Origin of the sequence: Lysinibacillus sp. FSL K6-1151 (assembly GCF_038630755.1) — a bacterium.
GTDB classification, from domain to species: Bacteria; Bacillota; Bacilli; order Bacillales_A; family Planococcaceae; genus Lysinibacillus; species Lysinibacillus fusiformis_D.
Genome location: NZ_CP152040.1, coordinates 644,457 through 667,431, shown reverse-complemented (window position 1 = coordinate 667,431; position 22,975 = coordinate 644,457). Strand labels below are relative to the sequence as shown.

Annotated in this window: 14 protein-coding genes; 7 read left to right on the top strand and 7 right to left on the bottom strand. The window is 36.3% G+C overall.

Going from position 1 to position 22,975, the window contains the following annotated elements:
- Window positions 1-72: 72 nt before the first annotated feature.
- Window positions 73-966: a LysM peptidoglycan-binding domain-containing protein gene (locus MHI04_RS03055; protein ID WP_342535336.1), complete on the bottom strand. Its 894-nt coding sequence runs from the start codon at window positions 964-966 to the stop codon at window positions 73-75.
- 250 nt (window positions 967-1,216) lie between these two features.
- On the opposite strand from MHI04_RS03055, the gene brnQ reads away from it, so the two are divergent.
- Complete coding sequence (brnQ, locus tag MHI04_RS03050) at window positions 1,217-2,548, top strand: branched-chain amino acid transport system II carrier protein (protein WP_340812562.1); 1,332 nt, start codon at window positions 1,217-1,219, stop codon at window positions 2,546-2,548.
- A 180-nt stretch (window positions 2,549-2,728) separates the two neighbouring features.
- Window positions 2,729-4,096, top strand: coding sequence for a S41 family peptidase (locus MHI04_RS03045; protein ID WP_342535335.1), 1,368 nt, complete (start codon window positions 2,729-2,731; stop codon window positions 4,094-4,096).
- A gap of 43 nt (window positions 4,097-4,139) precedes the next feature.
- Here MHI04_RS03045 and MHI04_RS03040 read toward each other — a convergent pair whose 3' ends face one another.
- On the bottom strand, window positions 4,140-4,739 hold the full coding sequence (locus MHI04_RS03040; RefSeq protein ID WP_036121135.1) for a TetR/AcrR family transcriptional regulator: 600 nt from the start codon (window positions 4,737-4,739) through the stop codon (window positions 4,140-4,142).
- Window positions 4,740-5,283: 544 nt separating this feature from the next.
- On the opposite strand from MHI04_RS03040, the gene MHI04_RS03035 reads away from it, so the two are divergent.
- Entirely contained in the window at window positions 5,284-6,258 is a 975-nt protein-coding gene (locus MHI04_RS03035) for a proline dehydrogenase family protein (protein WP_058843863.1), read from the top strand.
- A gap of 137 nt (window positions 6,259-6,395) precedes the next feature.
- Here MHI04_RS03035 and MHI04_RS03030 read toward each other — a convergent pair whose 3' ends face one another.
- Window positions 6,396-7,733 (bottom strand): helix-turn-helix domain-containing protein, encoded by a 1,338-nt coding sequence (locus MHI04_RS03030; RefSeq protein ID WP_342535334.1) that lies wholly within the window; start codon window positions 7,731-7,733, stop codon window positions 6,396-6,398.
- Between the two features lie 180 nt (window positions 7,734-7,913).
- Between MHI04_RS03030 and pruA the strand changes: the two genes are divergently transcribed.
- Together pruA and MHI04_RS03020 are read left to right on the top strand one after the other, a co-directional pair.
- Entirely contained in the window at window positions 7,914-9,458 is a 1,545-nt protein-coding gene (pruA, locus tag MHI04_RS03025; RefSeq protein WP_036119871.1) for an L-glutamate gamma-semialdehyde dehydrogenase, read from the top strand.
- Window positions 9,459-9,721: 263 nt separating this feature from the next.
- A complete protein-coding gene (locus tag MHI04_RS03020) occupies window positions 9,722-11,695 on the top strand; it encodes an S-layer homology domain-containing protein (protein WP_342535333.1) in 1,974 nt (657 codons plus the stop codon).
- Window positions 11,696-11,830: 135 nt separating this feature from the next.
- Here the strand turns inward: MHI04_RS03020 and MHI04_RS03015 are convergent, their stop codons facing one another.
- The 4 genes from MHI04_RS03015 to MHI04_RS03000 all read right to left on the bottom strand — a co-directional run bounded on the left by MHI04_RS03015 (window position 11,831) and on the right by MHI04_RS03000 (window position 20,382).
- Entirely contained in the window at window positions 11,831-13,744 is a 1,914-nt protein-coding gene (locus tag MHI04_RS03015) for an N-acetylmuramoyl-L-alanine amidase (protein ID WP_089932944.1), read from the bottom strand.
- A gap of 233 nt (window positions 13,745-13,977) precedes the next feature.
- Window positions 13,978-14,889 carry a C40 family peptidase gene (locus MHI04_RS03010; protein WP_036124282.1) on the bottom strand — a complete coding sequence of 304 codons (912 nt, stop codon included), beginning with the start codon at window positions 14,887-14,889 and terminating at the stop codon, window positions 13,978-13,980.
- 221 nt (window positions 14,890-15,110) lie between these two features.
- Window positions 15,111-16,178 carry an S-layer homology domain-containing protein gene (locus tag MHI04_RS03005; protein WP_036124284.1) on the bottom strand — a complete coding sequence of 356 codons (1,068 nt, stop codon included), beginning with the start codon at window positions 16,176-16,178 and terminating at the stop codon, window positions 15,111-15,113.
- A gap of 193 nt (window positions 16,179-16,371) precedes the next feature.
- Entirely contained in the window at window positions 16,372-20,382 is a 4,011-nt protein-coding gene (locus MHI04_RS03000) for a cell wall-binding protein (protein ID WP_342535757.1), read from the bottom strand.
- Between the two features lie 594 nt (window positions 20,383-20,976).
- Between MHI04_RS03000 and MHI04_RS02995 the strand changes: the two genes are divergently transcribed.
- Window positions 20,977-21,654 (top strand): hypothetical protein, encoded by a 678-nt coding sequence (locus MHI04_RS02995; RefSeq protein WP_058845006.1) that lies wholly within the window; start codon window positions 20,977-20,979, stop codon window positions 21,652-21,654.
- Window positions 21,651-22,910 carry an HlyD family secretion protein gene (locus MHI04_RS02990; RefSeq protein WP_340809933.1) on the top strand — a complete coding sequence of 420 codons (1,260 nt, stop codon included), beginning with the start codon at window positions 21,651-21,653 and terminating at the stop codon, window positions 22,908-22,910. The genes MHI04_RS02995 and MHI04_RS02990 overlap by 4 nt, the downstream gene beginning before the upstream one ends.
- The last annotated feature ends 65 nt before the right edge of the window (window positions 22,911-22,975 follow it).

Here is a 22,975-nt window from a genome sequence, read left to right as displayed (position 1 = left end):
CTTTCGTTAAGAAGGGGGTTTGTTTATGTCATATAAAAAGTGATTTCTGCGTAAGCAAAAATCACTCCTTTTTTATTTCACACTATCAAAACGTTTATAAGCTACTAGTTTAGAAGACCAGTAAGTGTAAGTAACATCTGAAATTTCTACGCCATCTGTGCCCGCGTGGATGAATTTATTATCCCCAATATAAATGCCCATATGAGAAATACCTTCTTTATATGTATTTTCAAAGAAAACTAGATCTCCTGGTACTGGGTTTTCCACAAGTGTTGTGTTGCCATTAAAATACCCCTCACTACTTGTTCTTCCTATTTTTAATCCGCCTTGATTAAAGGCATAGAAAATAAACCCACTGCAGTCAAGACCCACTGGCGTATTACCACCGTATAAGTAGGGTGTCCCAACCAATGTATTTGCCACTTCAACTGTTTTTTTATAAATAGCTTGTCCATTTGCTGTAGGATCTTTATCTGTCACTTTGGATGGTGTGCCCGTATCTGAAGTCACATTATTATGTATAGATTCGCCCCCGGGTTTCACGGCTCCTGAAGAAATCGTTAGTACTTGTCCAATGTAAATTATGTCTTTCTCAAGCTTGTTCCATTCCTGTATATCTTTAATTGACACATTATATTGCTTTGCAATTTTTGATAATGTGTCACCTTTCGCTACTGTATGAGAGCCAGCAGTAGGTTTGACAGATGTTGATGGGGTTGAAGATTTTGTCCCCTCACTCGTTGTTTGCTTTTGAATTTCAAGCTTTTGAGCTACAAAAATCGTATCTTTCGATAGATTATTCCACTTCATAATATCCTCAATCGTAACTTGATGATGTTGCGCGATTTTGGATAAAGTATCGCCTTTTTGTACGGTGTAAGTTGCTGCTTCTGCTGTTTGTAGTGCTAAAAATGAAGTTGCGATAGTACTTAAAACAAGAATTCTCCATTTTTTTGTCTTTTGCATACCAAATTGCCTCCGTTCGTGCTAGAATATTTCCTTGTGTGTCTATCATACTAGATAACTGCTTCATGAAAAATCGGAAATACTGACTATTTTTCAAACATTTTAGTAATCCTATAGAATACGACAAAATCCGACTATATTGCAATAATATATTCATTGCCAGATTCTTGTTCCTATGATAACATACACTTCTGTATTTAAAATTTTTAGAAAGTTTTATCTTTTCAATCTTAAAGGAGTTTTTATACTTATGAAAAACATCTTGCATTTCATCAAAGGAAATTTAGCAGTAGGATTGCTATTATTTGCCTTATTCTTGGGTGCTGGGAATATTATTTTTCCACCGTTATTAGGTCAACAAGCAGGTGAAAATATCACAGTTGCTATGATCGGTTTCTTAATAACAGGTGTCGGTTTACCACTATTAGCTATCGTTGCTGTCGCCAAAGCAGGAGGCGATTTACAGCTGCTTGCCAATCGTGTTAGCCCTGCTTTTGGCGTAATCTTTACATCCATTGTTTATTTAGCCATTGGACCGTTCTTCGCTGTACCGCGAACTGGATCTGTGTCCTATGAAATAGGGATTGCACCGTTCCTTCCTGAAGCGATGAAGGGGCATTGGGCGCCGCTTTTAATCACATCTATTTTATTTTTCGCCCTAATTCTTTATCTCTCTATTAACCCTTCGAAGCTTGTCGATCGAGTAGGAAAAATCTTAACACCTGCCCTGCTTCTAGTTATTTTATTGCTCGCTGTCAAAAGCTTTATCTCTCCAATGGGAGAACCAGGGGAAGCAGCAGGAAAATATATTAGCTCTCCTTTTGCTGAAGGCTTTGTACAAGGGTACTTAACAATGGATGTTCTAAGTGCACTTGTTTTCGGTATCGTTATTTTACAAGCTTTACGTGATATGGGCATGACAGATAAGAAAAAGCAAGTTAATACGACGATTTTTGCTGGTGTGGTTGCAGCTATAGGTTTATCTTTTGTTTATATCTCACTCGGTCATATTGGGAATACAAGTATTACTGCAATTGGTGCCTCTGCCAATGGCGGAGATATTATTGCAAAATCAGCGGAAGTGCTTTTTGGTAGTCTTGGAAGTATTATTTTGTCTGCTACTATTTTACTAGCTTGTATATCAACGGCTGTCGGTTTATTAACTGCTAATGCCCAATATTTCCACAAGCTCTTCCCAAAAATCTCGTACAAGACATTTTTGATTGTCTTCACTATTATTAGTGCAGCTATTACAAATGTTGGTCTTTCAACAATTATTAGTGCATCTTTACCTGTACTGTTAATCATTTATCCACTGGCGATGGTATTGATGGTATTATCATTAGCGGACCATTTCTTTAAAGGTGGACAAATTGTTTATATTTTAGCGCTCATTCCAACTTTCCTTGTTAGCCTTTACGGTGGCTTAAAAGAAATGAAGGTAGAAATCGCGCCGTATGAAAACATGCTAAAAGCATTGCCTCTGTATGAGCAAAATTTAGGATGGCTTTTACCAGCCATAGTTGGCGCCTTTATTGGCATTATGATTCATAAGCTAACTAATAACGCCTCAGCGAAATAATTTATTGGAATCTGCTTGTTGTTCATAACAAGCAGATTCTTTTATCTTATTTAATCCCCCCACAATTCCTACAGCTCATGTATAATAAAAATAGAGACTCAATTGTAAAATGTATCCATCCATTAAACGCCTAATGAGCATGGTGCATTCCTTTTTCGAGTTCTAGAAAAGAGGTGTCCAATGAAAAAATTAATGTGGTCGTTTGTATTTGTTCTAGCCTTCTTTCTAATTCCTTTCACGGCTACTCATGCTGCAAGTAATGATCAACAGCTTATGAAGGAAATTAAGGAGATCATTAAAAATACTTATGTTGGAACAATCGATGGAAACTTAGAGAAAGCCACGTCCATCTCAGAAATCATGGAGATGCTTGATCCATATTCCACTTATTTTACAAAGCAAGAATTTGAGGATTATATGAATAGCATTAACCTATCAACAATTGGGATTGGTGTTATAATTGAAGAACACGAAGATGGGATTCATATTTTACAAGTAATTGAAGGTAGCGGCGCCTTTGAAGCTGGTATTAAGGCTGGAGATATCATCATTGCCGTTAATGGTGAATCTATTATTGGTCGCTCTACACAAGAAACCTCTTCCCTCTTAATCGGTAATGAAGGGACCCAAGTGAAGGTTACAATCAAGCATAATAATGAAACGACAACGACTAAAACTATTACACGAAAAAAATTCACATTACCAAATGTACAATCTGAATTACTGTTTGGGCATGTTGGCTATATTTCGTTGGCTTCCTTTTCTGAAGATGGCGCACAGCTTGTCAAAAAAGCGCTTATTGACTTAAAACAACGTGGTGCAACATCGTTCATATTGGATTTACAAAATAATGGTGGGGGTTATGTGACAACAGCGGAAGAAATGACAGGATTATTCCCATCTGCTAAAATCGCCTATTTATTAGAGGAAGCACACGCCTCCTATACGATACCAGCAGTTCACCAAGACACAAAGTTTCCTAAAAATACTCGTATTCTCGTGAATCGCTATAGTGCTAGTGCTTCTGAAATGCTCTCCGCCTCACTAAAAGACCAAAAGGCGGCTATATTATATGGTGAAACAACCTATGGAAAAGGTGCTATGCAAGGCTTTTATACCTTACATGATGGAAGTTATTTAAAGCTAACAGTCGGTAAATTTACAGGACCTGCTAGTCAGACTATTCACGAAGTAGGGGTTAAGCCAAATATACAAACAACATCAGCTCCTATTTTCCAAGCACATTTTGATGCTCTAAAGGAACAGTATCCAAAATATAGAAAGTTATCTACTGCAAAGAGTAATGCAACAAAAGAAAAAGTAAGTGTGAAAATCCCTGCAGTTCTTTCTTCACAAATTGCTAAAGATCACGTTCAACTAGTTGCTTTAGGGGCAAATGAAGTATCTATAACTGCTAAAGTTGAAGGGCAAACACTTGTCGTTACCCCAGCAAAACCTTTAGTAGCAGATCAAGAATATATGCTACTTATTCATGCAAATAGCAAGGGTCAAAAAGGCTACTATCAGCATATAAAAATAAATCAGTAAAAAATCCTCTCATCGATAGACATTTTATCGATGAGAGGATTTTTTATATCGTTTCTTTTGTTTTCCCAAAATATAATTGTATAATATCATTTGCCAGATCAGCAGGTAATCTTTTTTGCTCTAATAAATAAATTATGATGAGTCGCTCCATTGATCCGACTAAGCTGTCTATCATTATTTTCATATCCACACTATACATCTGCAAATCTTTGTCGCAATCATGAAGATAAATTAGGTGGATAATTTGCTGTGTCAGTTGTGTTTTCACTATATGGGATTGCTCTGATTCGATAAAACCGATTTTTGTCAATTTGGGATTTTCCGTAATATAAACGAACAAGTTTAATAACTTTTGCTCTAACAGTGTGACAAATCCTATTAAGCCGTTTTCAACAATTTCAGTTGATTGACTTTCCAGCGCTTCCAAAAATCCACTTTGGAATTGTATATTTAAATCATTATAAAGGGCATCCTTGCTTTTAAAATACAGATAAAAAGTAGGCTGTGTTACATTGGCAGCCTTTACAATGTCACTAATTTTTGTCTGATAATAACCTTTATCAGAAAATAGCTCTATCGCTTTTTCAAGTAAGATTTGTTTGCTTCGCTCTCCATTTGAATTAAATTTTCTGCCTCTTGCCATACTTTCCACCTTATCTTAGTTTAAAGTAGTCATATTGCCTTCAGTATTACAAATCAAAAGTAACTATATCTTCACAAATTGTACATATTTTATCCATGATTATACACCATTCTATTATAATACACCCACTTTTTTTTTACTATGAACTACTATTAATATGATATTTATAATGGAAATAAAAAAGTAATTATCTTAGAATTTCTTCTAAAGATAATTACTTTTAACATTATATTAAAATACCAAAAGGACTCAAAAATCAATTGAGCACCTTAATTAAATATCAGAAAATTCCCTCAACAATTACATGCTTTGTGTAATACACATACCTTTCAACATAATTCAAAACTATTATTTTGAAAAGTTCCTTTTATTGAAAAAAATTTTTTTATTTGTTTTTTTCACTTTCAAAAGTCAATCAATACAATAGTTTTCTCCCCTTATTGCTTCTTGAAAAAATTTTTTTCTAAAAATCTAGCCATTTTACTTTTCAAAAAAAGTGTTATAATCGCCAAGAATTTAAAATTTTCAATTTTGGAGGCATATGATGGTATTACGTGATTTTTTCATTTACTTATCAGAAAACAAATTATTAAATAGCGCTGCTCAAAAATATGGTCTAAAAATGGGTGCTCAAAGTGTAGTTGCTGGAACAAGCTTACCTGAAGTTGTGCAATCGATTAGAGAATTAAACAATGCCAACATTTCATGTACAGTCGATAATCTAGGCGAATTCGTCTACGAAAAATCAGAAGCAACAGCTGCAAAAAATAATATTTTAGCTGTTGTTCAAGCTATTCATGATGAAAAGCTTGATGCTCACATCTCCCTTAAGCCTTCTCAATTAGGTTTAGATATTGATTATGCATTTTGCTACGAAAACTTAAAAGAAATCGTGGCTCTGGCACATCAATATAACATTTTCGTAAATTTCGATATGGAAAACTACGAACGCTTACACAGCTCTTTTGAACTATTAGAGGAGCTACACAAAGAGTTTGATAACGTAGGTACAGTTATTCAAGCTTACTTCTTCGAGTCAGAAGAAAATATTGAGAAATACAAAAACTTCCGATTACGAATCGTTAAAGGTGCCTACAAAGAGCCAGAAAATGTAGCATATCAATCAAAAGGTGATATTGATCGCAACTATTTAAAACTAATCGAGTATCATTTATTACATGGTAAATTTACTTCGATTGCTACACATGACCATAATGTTATTAACCATGTAAAACAATTTGTGAAGCAACATAATATTCCAAATGAAAAATTCGAATTCCAAATGCTATATGGTTTCCGTAAAGAAATGCAGCTAGATCTTGCACGTGAAGGCTATAACTTCTGCACATACCTACCATTTGGTAACGATTGGTACGGTTACTTTATGCGCCGTTTAGCAGAACGCCCACAAAATGTGGCACTTGTGACAAAACAAGTGTTTAATAAAAAAACAAATATGGCAATCGGCTTAGGAGCTGCGGCATTTGCTCTTGGTCGCCTTTCAAAAAAAGGAAAATAATCATTACAAGCTAGATGCTATCCATCAGTTAGATAGTTCTATCCATCAATTTAGTGATTCTATCCGTCAGTTAGATAGTTCTATCCGTCACTTTTGGGAGTCTATCCATCAAATCAACAATAAAAGCGAAAACATCGTTAATCAATGTTTTCGCTTTTTTTATTGAGCTTATAGTTTTTAACACGATATTGTAAGCTTTGACGACGAATCCCCAATGCCGCAGCCGTTTTAGAAATATTCCCCTGATGAAAATCTAACGCCTTCGAAATATAGTACTCCTCTACCTCTTTCATGTAGACGTCTAACGGTCGAATATCCTGCTGATTTTTAATTACAAACAAGTCACTCGTAGATACTTCTTTTTTCGTTTCCTCACATGAGCTTTGGATTTTCCATTTGAAATGGACAGGCAACATATGTGACTCCACAATCATTTCATTGGTAATCAACGACGTAATTTCATCCAATAGAACTTCCAATTCCTTTAGATTACCTGGCCAATCATATTTTAAAAAGGTTTCACGTACTTCTTCTGAAAGCCCTTGAATCGATGAGCCAAAGCTATCACGATGCCGTTTGAAATAGTCATCGATAAAGGGCATGATATCCTCTTTTCTTTCTCGTAAAGGTGGTACATATATTGTGATGCCAGAAAAAAGTCGATACAGCTTTTTAGATAGCTCTTGCTTTTGAATTAAATCAATTGGGTCTTTGCCAACACTAGCGATTAGAACATGCTGATGATTTGGGTGATTATTAAAAAGCTCAACAATCTTTTCCTGTGCTTCAAGCGATAAATATTCGATACGCTCTGCAAAAAAAGTGATTTTTTCCTTTTCAATAATATATTTTTCAAATTGCTTTAAAACCGTTTTTTCGTCTCGACGGCAAATTAAAGCAATAAACATATCATTTTGAACCTTTAGATCATGATGAATTCCCTCAGCCACCATATCAATGCCTGTACCTGATTCCCCTATTAAGACAACAGGCATTCTACTTAGCGCTACAATCTTTGCTTTTTCAATAACATCCTTCATGACTGGTGATACAGCGGTGATAATATCAAATGTCAATGGTGCGCCATATCTTCTTAATGGCTGATACATCATATATTCAAGCTGTGTAATATCTCGCGCAAATTCCACAGCCCCCACTAAAGCACCTTCATAGTGCAACGGATAAATATTGCTTATATAGGTCACTTCTTGATTTTTTTTATTCCAATACGTTTTTTTAATATTGTAAATGGGTGTTTCAGAGCTGAGGACCTTATAAATATCACTTTTTTCAATCTCAAAATCAATAATCTCTAAGGCTCGCCTTTCCTCAAACTCATCTTCGTTAACACCCTCTAATTCCCTCATTTTTTTATTATATATGAGCAACTTGCCATCCGTATCTACGACGCAAATTCCCATATCACCTTTTTCAATGACATATTTATAAATACTTTGTAGTACATTATTATCCATCTTGTCCTCCTGTATTCCATTAAGCTTATTCTAACACCAATACGAAAAACAGATGCAAAAATTGAAAAAATTTTAAGATTTGAGTTGATAAATGCCAAATTATATTGCATTATATAATTATCACAATCTTAAAAGGTGCATAATCATTTGGCATCACTTATCCATGGGGAGGAAACTGACATGATTCCATACAAACACGAACCATTCACAGATTTTTCACAAGAGGCAAACTACAATGCTTATGTGGAGGCTTTAAATAAAGTTGAAGGTTACTTAGGTCAAGACTACCCACTAATTATTGGTGGCGAGCGCATTACAACAGAAGATAAAATTGTTTCGTACAATCCTGCAAAGAAAACAGAAGTGATCGGCCGTGTGTCAAAAGCAAGCAAAGAGTTAGCTGAAAAAGCGATGCAAGCAGCGGATGAAACATTCAAAACATGGAAAAAAGTTGACCCTGCGATTCGTGCTGACGTTTTGTTCAAAGCAGCAGCTATTATTCGTCGTCGTAAACATGAATTCTCTGCATTATTAACAAAAGAAGCAGGGAAACCTTGGGCAGAGGCAGATGCAGATACAGCGGAAGCAATCGACTTCTTGGAATACTATGGTCGTCAAATGCTACGCATTAAAGGCGGTCAACCAGTAGAAAGCCGTCCAGGCGAATACAACCGTTATGACTATATTCCATTAGGAATCGGTATCGTTATTTCTCCTTGGAACTTCCCATTTGCTATCATGGCTGGTACAACAGTGGCCGCTTTAGTAACAGGGAACACAGTCTTATTAAAACCAGCTTCTACAACACCAGTAGTGGCGTATAAATTTATCGAAGTATTAGAAGAAGCAGGTCTTCCAGCAGGTGCCGTGAACTTCGTACCAGGTTCTGGTGCTGAAGTAGGCGACTACTTAGTCGATCATCCAAAAACACGCTTCATCAGCTTCACAGGTTCACGTGATGTTGGTTTACGTATCAACCAACGTGCTTCTGTATTAAATGATGGTCAAATTTGGATTAAACGTGTCATCGCTGAAATGGGCGGAAAAGATACAATCGTAGTTGATAAAGAAGCAGACTTAGAATTAGCTGCACAATCAATCGTCAAATCAGCATTTGGCTTCTCAGGTCAAAAATGTTCAGCATGTTCTCGTGCAGTCATCGTAGAAGATGTATATGAGCAAGTTGTTAATCGTGTAGAAGAATTAACAAATGCTTTAACAGTTGGAGATCCAACAGATTTCAGCAACTTCATGGCAACAGTTATTGACCAAGCGGCATTCAACAAAATTACGGAATACATCGAAATCGGTAAAGGCGAAGGTCGTCTAGTGGCTGGTGGTACAGCAGATGATTCAGTTGGTTACTTCGTACAGCCAACTGTATTCGCAGACGTAGAACCTTCTGCACGTATTATGAAAGAAGAAATCTTCGGGCCAGTGGTAGCAATCGCAAAAGCAAAAGATTTCGATCACGCAATTGAAATTGCGAACGATACAGAATACGGTTTAACAGGTGCAGTCATCACGAAAAACCGTGTGAACTTAGAAAAAGCACGTGAAGAATTCCATGTAGGAAACCTTTACTTCAACCGTGGCTGTACAGGTGCCATCGTTGGCTACCAACCATTTGGTGGCTTCAACATGTCAGGTACAGACTCAAAAGCAGGTGGACCAGACTACCTACAACTGCATATGCAAGCAAAAACAACTTCAGAAATGCTTTAATATTTTTCAAAAATGCCGTCCATTCCAAACAATGGGCGGCATTATTTTTTGGGCTAAACAGAAAACCACTATATAATAGAAGAAACTCATATGAATTTTGATTCACTCCCCCTCCCTTATTCCATACAAAATCTTTCTACAAAAACGAAAAGCCTACTTATTTCCTAGAATTCGTTGGCATATTTTATGATATTTCTAACATTTGACCCTTAACTTGATTGTATAACTTTGTTAAAATGATATCAGTTTAGGAGGGTAAAACTATGAAAAAACGATCAATTTTTATGTTGCTTATGATGCTTATTAGTGTAGTCATTTGGCAACCACAATCGGCCAATGCTGATGAGCTATCAGGCCATATGCACGAAAGTGGCTTGCGTTATTTAATCTCTAAAGATGCATTGATTAAAGATGCAAACGGCAGCTATCGTCCAAATGACACGGTTACACGCGGTGAATTTGCCACATACATAGCAAAAGCTTTAGATTTAGGTACAAAAAGCGACATGACGTTTACAGATGTCTCAGACACCTATTTATATGCAAATGAAATTAAGCTTGCCGCTACTGCTGGAATTATCACAGGGTATACAGATGGCTCTTTTAAGCCTGACGCACGCATTTCAAGAGAGCATATGGCAGTTATGCTAATTAGAGCGGTGGATTATTTAAAAATACCAAAAGGTACTTCTTCTATTACGTTTAAAGACAATGCCACTATTTTTAAAGATTTCCGTCAGGATATTGCCATTGGTGCACAATTAGGACTGATTAAAGGAAGCTCTAATGGCATGTTTTTACCTAGAGACAATGCCACTATCGGTGAAGCTTCAACATTCATTCTACGTTTAATTCTTCTTGCCGATCAAATGGGTACTGAGAATAACGAAAACAACGGAAACTCAGAGAATAATGGCAATAATAATGGAAACGCTGGTAACAACGAAAATACTGGGAATAACGGTAATACTACAGCATATATCATCAAAGAAATTTCAAATGGCAATCTAGTAGACAAGCAAAGCCTTCCTACCTTTGAAGCAGCTGAAAAAGCGATGACAAGTAATTCGTTAGTGATTACTCAAAATAATAAAATTATAAAAATGACTTCGGGTTATGTTGTAACGAATAATTACGTTGCACTGAACTCTGAAACAATTAAGGATCAAATCGCTGTTGCTGGTAATACAGAAATGGAGTATCTAGGCAGTGATGCCACACAAGTAAAAGTACGCTTAGCTGGTCATGTAGGCTATTTAAAACAGGCTGACGTTAGCTTAATTCCTTCTGCATTAGTGAAGGGGCGTTCTTTCTATTCAAATGAAAATGGTGAAATCAAGCATACCCTATATGATTATAAAACGAATAAGTATTCCTCTAGTTACGTGTACGGTAAGGCTCCTAGCTTTATGAAGCAAGGCGAAAAATACTTTAGCTGGGATGGCATTAATTTTACAAATGCCAATGGTTCTTCAAAAGGAGAAGGCTATAATTACTATCAATTCCTACCCGCTCGTGCGACAACTCAATATACAGCAGAAGAGCTAGATCAATATATTTTGCAAAAATTAGCGGAAGTTGAAAGCTCAGGTGCTACCATTTATAAGGATGCAACAACAAAAAGTAAATTAATTGGCTTAGGCTCTGTGTTAAAGGAAGTAGAAGCAAATGCCCATATTAATGCTATGCTTATTTTATCTCTAGCACAGCATGAGAGTGCTTATGGTATGAGTGATCACGCACAAAACTTGAACAATCTATTTGGTTTATATGTCTATGACACAAACCCACTAAACAAAAAGTTTGATAGTGTTGGTGCAAACATTAATGAGCTTGTTGAAAGGTTCTTACAGCCAAATTATATTACACCAGGAGGACGTTATACGAATGGTGCAGTGGTTGGTTCTAAGGCTATCGGTTTCAATGTAAAATACGCTTCAGATCCATTCTGGGGCGCTAAAATTGCTGGACACTACTATCGTGCAGAAAAGGCTTTAGGCTTTAAAGATGCAAATAACCCTTATAAAATTGCCCTAACTACAACAGCTGGTCTAAATGTTCGTGCAGACGCATCAACAAGTCAAAGTCCATTGTTCACATTTAGCAAAAGTAATATGCCCGTCATTGTCACAGATACAGGAGCAAATGGTTGGTATCAAGTTGTTTCAGATAAATTACCCACTGAACCTGCCTATATTAGTAAGGATTATATTAAATTCATCAATACCGTGAAATAATAGTAAATGGCTGCCTCCTAAGAAACGAGGCAGCCATTTTTTATAGATTTGTTTGTATTTTTCGAATGCGGGTATGTATAAAGTAAGAAAAACGATCCCAAAAGATAGCACCCCTTTGGAATCGTTCTTCAACTATTATTGTTTCTTATAATATTGCAAAATACCATTGTAAATAGATTCTGCAAATAATTTAACGTATTGATCATTCGTCATTTTATTGTGATCCTCTGTATTCGTTAAGAATCCTAGCTCTACTAAAATAGATGGAATCACCATGTTACGAATGACGTAGTATTGCTCTTGCTTCACACCACGGTTTTTCATATTTAAATTGTTAACAATTTGGTTATTCACAAATGTAGCTAAATCGATGTCCTCTTGATACATATCTCCTGTAGATATTGCATAATATGTTTCAGTACCCTGTGCTGACGCATTGGCAGCAGAGTTAACATGGACACTAACGAAAATCTCACCATAGTTTGCTTGTGTAAAATCTACACGATCTTGTAATGATGGATACGTATCACCAGTACGTGTCATATAAACTTTTGCACCAGCATTCTCTAGTAATTGCTTAACTTGTGTGCTGACTTTTAATGTAATGCTTTTTTCAGAAACAGAACCTTTTACAGTACCTGGATCTTTACCACCGTGACCTGGGTCTAGGATGATAATACGATTTTGTAAAGGCTTAGCTGTTTGATTTAATAGTTTTAAATAGGATTTATGAACATATCCTGTTTGACCATTATAGGTGATTTCTGCCCAATAACCATTAATGCTATTAACTTGGACATACTCTCCCTTGTTCAGCTTAAATAGCACTGGCGAAGTTGAGTTACCTTGACTACGCACATTTAGGTTAGCAACCGTTACCTTACCTAATACATCTCCAGAAGCTGGTGGTGGTGTTGGATCCGGATTAGGTTTTACTTCTCCAGTAGCATCCGTAGTACTGTTTGCTACAATATAACCTGGCAAACCATTTACTTGTGTTAAATAATAGCCACCTATTGTTTTGTAAACTGGTAGTTTTTCGTTGGCTTTAACTGATGAAATTACTTTTGCGGAAGATGTTGGCTTCACATATAAGTTTACAGCACCATTTGTCGTAACTTCTTTTTCGACTGCTCCTAGCTCATTGCCATCTGCATCTAAAAATTCAGTGTATTGCTTAAAAACATAGGCAAATGCACCTTTATAAGTTACCTTTAACCAATTGCCTTCAACTGCATATACTGATAATTTACCGCCTGTATTGACTTTACCTACGATGTTAGTACTAGAAGAGGAATCCTTTGATTTACGGATGTTTAACCCCTCTGTAGTAACTTTTACTAAGCCAATCACTTGTGATGTATCTGGCACTTGTACACCTTTTACAGGTAATTCTAAGCGATATTTTTCACTTTTTGCACGTGCAACGAATAAAGAAAATTGTGAACGTGTTACAGTACTATTTGGTAAATACTTATCACCCGTTCCGTTCGTAATACCATTATAATAGATGGTATTAATGTATTTCACATATTCATGTGTAATCGCTACGTCCGTAAATGGTGAGTCAATTCCCTCATACTCACTAGTATCTAAATTGAATGCCTTTGTTAATACATAACTCATTTCTCCACGAGTTAGAGGCTTATTTGGTAGGAATTCACCTTTTATATTTTTGTCGAAAAATCCTAATTGGACAGCACGCTCTATGTAACCTGACATTTCAGTGCCTACTGTAACATCTGAAAAGCTTGATTTATTAACAACTAATGGTTTGTTACCTGAAGCAACTACAACCATCTTAGCAGCTTGTCCTCTTGTTACATTGTTATTTGGGCCAAATACTCTTTTACCATTGACAAAGTATCCTTGAATAACACCTAAACTTACTAAATAATTGATTTCTTCATAGGCTGGGTGTGTTTTAGTGACATCTTCAAATGTTATATTTGAATTGGTAGCTGCACTGACACTTGCACTATGTATCGTAAACATAGAAGCCGAAATCAATAAGACGCACAAGATAAGACTAATTTTTTTGATGTTCAATGTCTTATTTCCTCCCTTCTTGTTCTCTTAACGTGTCCATTTTAACAAAATTAGCTAAATAATGCATCAGACAATAGAACTGTTAAAATTTAATTTTCCAAGTCACACCCTTTCCTACAAAATTATCATAAAAATAGAAGAGTCTGCGATTGCAAACCCTTCTTCCATTATACGCTATTCAAAAGATCAATTCTTGCAATCTATAACACAATTAAAGTGTTAACTTTATGAACTTATTGTTGAATTCGTTTGATAAATACTTTTAGTTGGTCGATTTTAAGTAACTCATCTGAACCGAAGCTACCTTCTCCATCGCCATTTGTAATACCATTTGATGCTAAAGTCGAAATATATCCATTAGCCCAGCTATTTTGAGGTACATCGCTAAATGCTACACTTCCACCATTGTTTTCAAGGCCAAATGCTACCACTAATACTTTAGCAATTTGTGCGCGTGTAATTGGTGAAGACGGGTTGAATTTACCATTCGCATCGCCTTCAAAGATGCCTAGTTTTGCCACAGCTGCGATTGCACCTGCATGGGCATTGGATGGTTTTACGTCTACAAAACCAGCATTTGTATCAGATGTATCTAAGTTCAAAGCTTTCGCAATTTGGACAGCTACCTCTGCGCGAGAAGCATATACTGAAAAGTCAATTGCTGCTTGTTTAACTTCTGCTTGCTGTTGTGTATCAAATGTCGCAACGCGTTTAGCACCTACATAACGAGAGCTCCAATAGTATGGATCATTCACACTTGAATAACTTACGCCTTGACCAGTTTGAGAGTGGATCATTTTACCGTCACCTATGTATATAGCCACATGTGAAATACCACTACCACTTGTATTGAAAAATAGTAAATCGCCAACTTGCAAATCGCTTTTCGCTACTGCAGTACCTTGTTGATACTGTGAGCCAGATGTGCGATTTAATTGAATGCCTAAATCTGAAAATACTTTAGAAGTAAAGCCAGAGCAATCAAAACCACTTGTTGTTGTACCGCCGTATTTATATGGAATACCTACGTATTTAGAAGCTGTATCAGTTACATCTGCTTTAGTCGCTGCCTCAGCAGTGTTTATATGAGCTGTTGAAAATAACATAAAAGATGCAAAAATCGGTAATAACCATTTCTTATTCATACTTTTGTTATACCCCTCTCAAAACTTTTTTGCCTATACATAGACTATCACAAAAAAAGCGATTGTTATTTTTCAATTGTGTAACGGTTTTAGACAGCAAAAAAACGCTGTAATACCAACGTTTGGTGGTATTTCCAGCGTTCAAAAGGAAATTTTTTTATCGTATTTTGGATCTTTCGTAACATTCCTGTAATATTAGAGACTCTTTGTTACACAACAACTTATTGACTAGAGAACATTTGAACCCAATAGTAATTTCCTTTGATGTCCTGTGCTATCGCAACACCTGTATTTGTATAATGTTCTTTTAAAATATTCTCTCGATGACTAGTGGAAGCCATCCACGCCTTTACAGCAATTTCAGGTGTTTTTATATTTCTGGCAATATTCTCGCCAAAGCTTGTGTAATCGTAATCAAATAATGTCGCTAAATCCCAAGGTGCACCATAAAATGGAGAAACATGTTCAAAATAATGGCGATTCACCATGTCCTGTGCTTTGATAATCGCGATTTGTGTCAGCTCTGGATCATAGACAACCGTTTCTAGCTTATTCTTTTTTCTTTCCACATTGATTAATTCAATGACCTTTTTAGACCATTCTGTAGAAAGGTTTTTTGTTGGGATATATTGCTTCGCTAAATAATCATAGGCTACTTCCAGCTTCTTTATCTTTTGCTGAAAATTTATGCTGCGCTCAACAAAAACAGCAAACTGTGCACGCGTCACCAATTGGTCCGGTGCAAAATGTTTTGTATCCACTCCACTAACAATGCCTATATCTGCTAAGGATTCGATATAGTCCTTTGCCCAATGTGTGCTAGCAATATCTGCAAACTGGCTGTTGTTTTTGCTATCTACTTTAAACTGATAGGCAAGTGTTAGCATTTTCGCTACCTGCATTCGCTTCAAAGGCTCTTCTGGATGAAATTCATCACCTTTTTGAATAACACCTAGCTGAACGAGCTGACAAATTTCCTTGTAATATGGATGTGTTGCAGGAACATCCTTAAATTTTGCGGAATTCGCAATGTCTACATTTACCTGGAGAGAACGAGCAATGGTAGCGGCAGCCTCAGCCCTCGTAATAGCTTGCTCAGGCTTAAATGTATGATCGTTATATGTAGTCATATATTGTTTAGTGAGCATATGTTGAATGGAAGCATTTGCCCAATATGAACTAGTCACATCTACAGCTTTTGCAGATGCAGCTTCTACCTGACTTGAATTAGTTAAACTTCCTATGGTTGCAGCTATTGAAAGGACCACTATACAAAGTATTTTTTTCAACAGGGCTACCTCCTCACTCTGTCAAATGAATATGTATCCATGATGCAATAAAAATAAGTAAGCACATTATAAGATACGAATTTCATCTGATATAGTTTCACTTTTTTGGAAATTTATAAGTAGAACCATTATTTTCTCGTTATAAAAGGAGTTTTCCCGCAATCTTCATTGGGGAAACTCCTTTTTCGTCAGACTATTGTATCATTTTTAGATATTCTTCTAAAATGCGGAAATTATAAACTAACCCCTGTTGCTCAATCGATAAATTACTATAATCTTTTTGAGCAGCTAATACTTTTTTCTCGAAGGATGAGCTTTCTGGATCAATGCCGCCAATGGCTTGGACAACTTTCAAAACAGCTGCCACATCTTTTTCAGCCTGCTTTAATACATCCTCATTGATGACTTGTCCTCGTACTTTTGAATCCAGCGCTTTATAAGCAGCAACTGCATTAGCCACATCTTCAATATAGGTTGGCGAGCTTGGTGAAAGTCCTGCTATTAACTCAACCACTTTCTTGACGTCAGCCATGCTTTTCTCTGCCTCTAATAAAATAGAGTAGTTGGAAATACGCTGTTTATCTATTGTATTCAAGCTATCATACTCTCTACGCACCGCTTCGATCATACCAAAGTAGAACTTATCCTTCGGATTCAAGTTAGCAATGCTATTATAAACTTTTATCACGTTGTCTAATGATAGCAATAGCTGGTCGTTATAGACATAGCGTCTTTGATCGGCATTGAGCTTATCATAGGCTTTTAAAATCTTTTGATACTGGCTGTTCATATCTTTGGCTGTTAATAGTCGGTCAATATCCTCTACCACAGTAATAACAGGCTTAATTAGCTTCTCTTGATCTTGTAGCACTCTGTAATTTTGTACAGCTCGCTGCTGATCCTTTGGTAAAGCATTATAAGCCGCACGAATCTCTTGAATACGTTTCACATATTGCTTTGGATCAACAGATGGTAAGTCATTGATCATCTGCATTACATTCCCAGCACCTAAAATACTAGACTCAGCTGCTTGCAATAAATAATAGTTTGTCACATATTGCTGCAAATCAGCAGGCAGTGCATCGTACAATGAACGGGCTCGTGATGTATCCTGAAGGAATGTACTATTAGAAGATTTTAGTTTGCTAATCAATTCCATCACATTAGAAACGGGCTCAAACTTTAAGAGTATATCAATATTATCAATATATTTCTTCTGATCCTTTGATAGTTTGTCATAGGCCTTACGTGCGGCGTTAAACTTACTAACAAAGTTTTGCGCTTCTGGATCTAGTTCATTAATTTGAACCATCACACTTAAAATCGGCTTAACCGCTTTTTCACGTGTTGTTAAATCTTTAATATTTGTCACTAATTTCTTTTGATTCGATGACAGCTTATCATAGGCTACTCGTGCATTCATCAGCTTCGTTAAATAGTCTGCATCTTGTTCTTCTGTTAAATTAATAAGCTCAATCACGCTCTGCGCTAAGCCCTGTTCATTTTCTGCTGCCACCAGAGCATCATAGTTGATGATAGCTTGTTGTTTCGCTTCAGGTAGTGAATCGTAAAGCTCACGAGCTGTTTTCATATCCTGATAGAATGTTTTACTCGTTGGCTTTAATGAAGCAATAAGACCAATCAAAGAAGCTACATCCTCAACTGCTGTCAGATTATCATAGTTCGTCACTCGTTTTTGTGATACTGTATCAAGCGCATTATAGGCTTTGCGTGCAGCAAGTACCTTTTTCGTATAATCCTTACTTGTTGGGTTTAAGGCATCAATCATTTGAATAACCTTTACTACAGCCTTATTGTTTTTTTCATACGCACTTAACGTTTTGTACTCTTCCACCAGCTTTTTAACATTTTTATCCATCGCCTTATATTCTGCAGCTAGGTCGGCTACCTTTTTGACAAATGTGTCAGGATTCTCATTCGCCAATGCTGCGACATGGGCATCAAAGTTTTTGGCTGTATCGATATACCCCTGTGCTTTTATTAGGTCAGCATAATTGACAACCTTTCCTTGAAGTGTTGCATCTGCTAATGCCGCGTATGCCTCTGTTGCTTTTGTTACATCCACTTTATACGTTTTTTTAGAAGGATTTAAAGCATTAATTTGAACAATGACATCTACAACTGGTACTATATCTTTTAAATCCTTGTAATTTTTTACATATACTTTATTATTGTCATCTAGCTTTGCATAAGCAGTAAAAGCTGACTTCGCTTTGGAAATATAGCTTTTAGAAGATGGATCAAGTTTTTCAAAGAGTGAGATGACATTCACAACAGCTTTATGTGATTTTTCAAAATCTGTTAAAACTTTAATGTTCGTTACACGACTTTTTGCTGCTGATGGTAGTGCATTATAAGCTGAACGGGCATCTAGCATATCCTGTACGAGATTAGATGATGTATTTAAACTGTCGATCTTGCTCATAACATCTGTTACTGCTGATGCTTCGTTTGTAAGAGCTGTTAATTTTTCATTGAGTTTATCTTTGATATTATCAAGCGCTGCTGCATATTCACTGCCCGATGCATCTAAAGCAGCAACTGCATTTTTCAATGTTGCAAGCTGTGCGTTGTAGTCAGACACAGAAGAATTTAGTGCATTCACTTTTTTCGATACATCCGCATATTTGAAAAACAGAGTCAGTTTATTTGTGCCTTGAACTAACGTCTTTTCACTTTCTCCAAGCTTATTGAAAGCAGCCTGTGCAGCTAATGTCTTGCTTTCAAAAGTAGAAGCTGTTGGATCAATACTATCGATTAATTTCTCCACAGTTAAAGACGCGTTATAAACCTTTTCCCACTTCGTTAACTCTGCTAGATTATTAACAATTTTTTTGACATTTGCCGCATTGATTGTTGTTCCAGATGGTGCTGGAGGAGCATCATAAGCAGTTCGAGCATCTTTAATTGCTTGTACTTTATCTGAAGCACCTGCAATTGCCAAGATGAGTCCTTCAATCTGTTGTGCAGAAGCAATATTCGCGACCGCTATTTCAAAATCAGCCGCATTCTTTATATATCCCTTTTCTAGGGTTAATTGATTATCATAAATATCTTTAATTGAAGCTACTTCTGTACGATAAGCAGCATCACTTGATACACGTAGTGCTGAAATTCGCTTGGAAATTTCAGCCGCTTTTTTATACTCTTCAAGTATAGAAGCGTTTGTCACCAAATTTTTTGATGCCGTATCAAGGCTGTTATATGCTTTTTCAACAGACGATACCGCACTAATGAAATTTGTTGCTGATGTGAATTCAGATGGTTGTTTTGCTTTCAGCTGATTAATACTTAAAATAACTTTTTCTACAGCAGACTGACTCGTTAGAGCGTCCTTATATTTTTTGAAGGGCGTTACGGAAGCATCGTTTGGATTATAAGCTTCAACCACCTTCTTTTGATCTGCAGTTAAGGTATTATATCCAGTTGTAAAACTGTTTAGTGCAGTCGAAATATCTTCAAAATTTGCAGAACTCTCCAATAAATTAACTAAATCCACTAGCTCGCTAGCAATCAATTCAGTAGCTTCTACATCCTTACCTAATTTTGATAGTTTTCCAACGTCCAGTCCTTTTTTGCCAAAATACGCATCACGTGCTACCTTATCATAACCATATTGCAACACCGAGTTACGCATAGTAGGAGCAATACTACTTGCGTTATTTATAAGCGCTGTATCAACGGCCTGTTTAAATTGAGCTTGTACATATAGATAGGATGTTGTATCTGTTGGTTCTTTTTCTCCTAAAAATTTAACATATTCGTCATTTACAGCTTCAACTTCTTCAAAAAACGTTTTACTTGAATACAAAATTCCATTAACTTTATTGCCCATTCCTTTAAGCTTTGTTAATAGCTCGCGATGTTTTACTACATATTCATACTTCGCTTTTATAATTGCTTTTTCATCAGCATTAAAATCTCCAGAATTTTGTACAACAATGAGATTTCCTTCTGCAATCACCATCTCATCACCTGAAGAAATTTCAGATAACTTACCAAATTCTGCAATGAGCTGCTCTCTTGTCGTAGCAGCTGCTACCACGTTGGCATAGCCAACTTGCTCTGTCTGTGGTGTCACACGAGTTTGCGCATCATTTTCCTGTGCATTTGCTATAGCCGTAGGTGCAAGTAAAAGACTTGTTATGACCCCTGCTGTCAATTTTCGATTCAATCGAACCACCCTTTCATCTTTTATGTATGGGAAAATGATTATGTTCATTTTCAATTATCTTGATTCAGAATTTATCCCCTTCCACTAGACAGAGTTAAATTCTTGTTTTACTTTTTTCATCGATTAATTAAATGCCCACCGAAATAAGGGAACACCGTCTAAATGTGGTGCGTCTTGTAGTAATGAAGGTGTGTGACCAGCATCATGTAGCCCCAATACCTCTGGCGGATGTCACAGATTTTGAAAAAAAACGTTTCGAGCAAGCTCGAAAAAATCCGGACGTAATTACAGCAAAGTGTAATTGATAATCATTACTTTAGTATCGGTATAAATATCATGTTTTCAAGACATTCTAGTATATTTACAAAATTATGAGTATCAAAAATATTTTTTCAAATTTACTAGCTAGAAAAACAGGAAGTTATTTCAATTATACTATACAATAGATTTATGTGATGTTTACATCAACCGACATGTAATGACGGCATATGTTTTTTTCTACGAAATTAATGAAAAAAAACAGCTAATTTCATATGTCATAATCTTTTTACAAGGTGTATACTACAACTTTGAAATCCTATTTTGGAAGAAAGGACGCTGTTTATGTTTTACCATTATAAGTTCTGGCATAGCTTAAAAAATCCTACCTACTTTACAAACATAGTAGAGGAAGGTGAGGTCATCGGATATAAGAAACGCGTATTATCAGTGTTTATTTTATTTATCCTGTTGTATGCTGTACGCGAATATTGGGGAATGGGGACGGAAAATTTAACGACCCTATTCGCAATGGATCAACAAAATGATTATTTTGTAGCACGCGTACTTTCCATGCTCGGTGCTGTATTATGGGCAATCGTCTATTTTTGCTTCCATTATTATGGGGTTACCTATCTATTACATCTATTAACGGACATTCCTTACTCTTGGATTAAAAAAGTCCAGCTTTATGTTGTTGCCTTCTTATTAATCGAAAAAGCAATTCTCTTTGCTGTTTTCTACGCAGTAGGCTATACAACAATGTTTTCATTCTTCTCATTAGCTCCAGCTGCCCTACAGGTGATTGAAACAGATTTCGTCTTATTTAGCATCAACCAATTGACAGTAACGACCGTTTTAATCATTATTGTGCAGTATCTATTCCTATCTAAATGGGAGGAAGCAGCTAGTAGAAAAATATTAGTAGTCAAATTGATTGGTGTACAACTATTTATGGCCTTATTTGTTGGGATGATTAGTGTGCTACCAATAAAAGAATGGATTGCTAGGGGGTTAGGATGATGGCATTTATCAAAGCAAGACCATGGACAAGTATGACCATTGTGTTGGCGATGCTAGTAATCGGTATAAATGCTTATTTAGTGTTCAAGAATGATAGCAACATCACACGATCCTACTTTATCAACGAGTTTCAAAAAGCCTATATCGGCACAAATACTGAGCGTGTCAATAAAGAAACGATTGTAGCACCTGCTGAAACGTTCACCATTACCGCTGATGCAACTAGCTTATCGGCTGTGAATGTAAAACGTGGTCAGGAAGTGATGATGAATGATTTGCTTGCTACCTATCAAACTGATGAGGTAGATGAAGAGATAACAAAGCTTGAATCCGAACGTACTGCCTATGAAACAGAATTAAGTGATTTACAGGATGCACTCGACCAAATTGAGGATGAATATGGAGATGGCTCTAATCCGAAAAGCTCGATTAATACGGACCAAATCAATGATAAACTATCTGTTACGCTAAAATTAGAGCTTGCTCAACAAAATTCAGCATCGACAGCCGTTGCACTGCTAAATCGACATATTGCCGAAACAAATCGTCAAATTGCGCTAATTGAAGCACAAATTACACAAATTCAATCTCGTCAGGGCATTGTCAGCCCTATTGATGGTATCGTATCTGCCATTAAAGAAGAAGCTGGTACAGTAACGTTTGAAATCTATTCTAATGAAAAAGCAATGTATGCCTATTTATCAGAAATGGAATGGCAAAAGGTACAGGAAGGCCAAACCGTTGATTTTAAAGTCAAACATGTTAAAGATGCCTTATCAGGTGTGGTTTTAGAAAAACAAATGATCGCTACAGATGATCATACATTTTGGGCAAATGAGCTAGCTAAAACAGCAGCTTTACCACAGCCAACAAATTATGAAGTAACGTTACAGCAAGATGCTCCATTAGAGGACATCCCATTTTCAACTACAGGCAAGGCATCCATTATTGTCAATGAAGCATTCGATTCTTACAAAGTCGATAAATCGTGGCTAGCGACGACTAAAAAAGGGAATAAAAAGCTTTATATTATCAATCAGGAGGGCAAAATCCAGCTGATCGATATCAATGTGCAATTTAACACAGCGAAATCCGCTATTTTTATGGACTATGTAGAGGAAGGCACGCCAATGCTCTCTAATGAGAAACGTAATATTGCAGCCTATACCTTCCGCACGTTGCCTGTTGAGAAAATACAATGGAGCCATTTTAAAGATTTAACTTGGAAACAATATGTGAAATACATTGTATTCTAAATAAAAAATCCGCTTCGCTCTCTTATGAGCTAGGCGGATTTTTTTGTTACGAACGAATCCCCTGT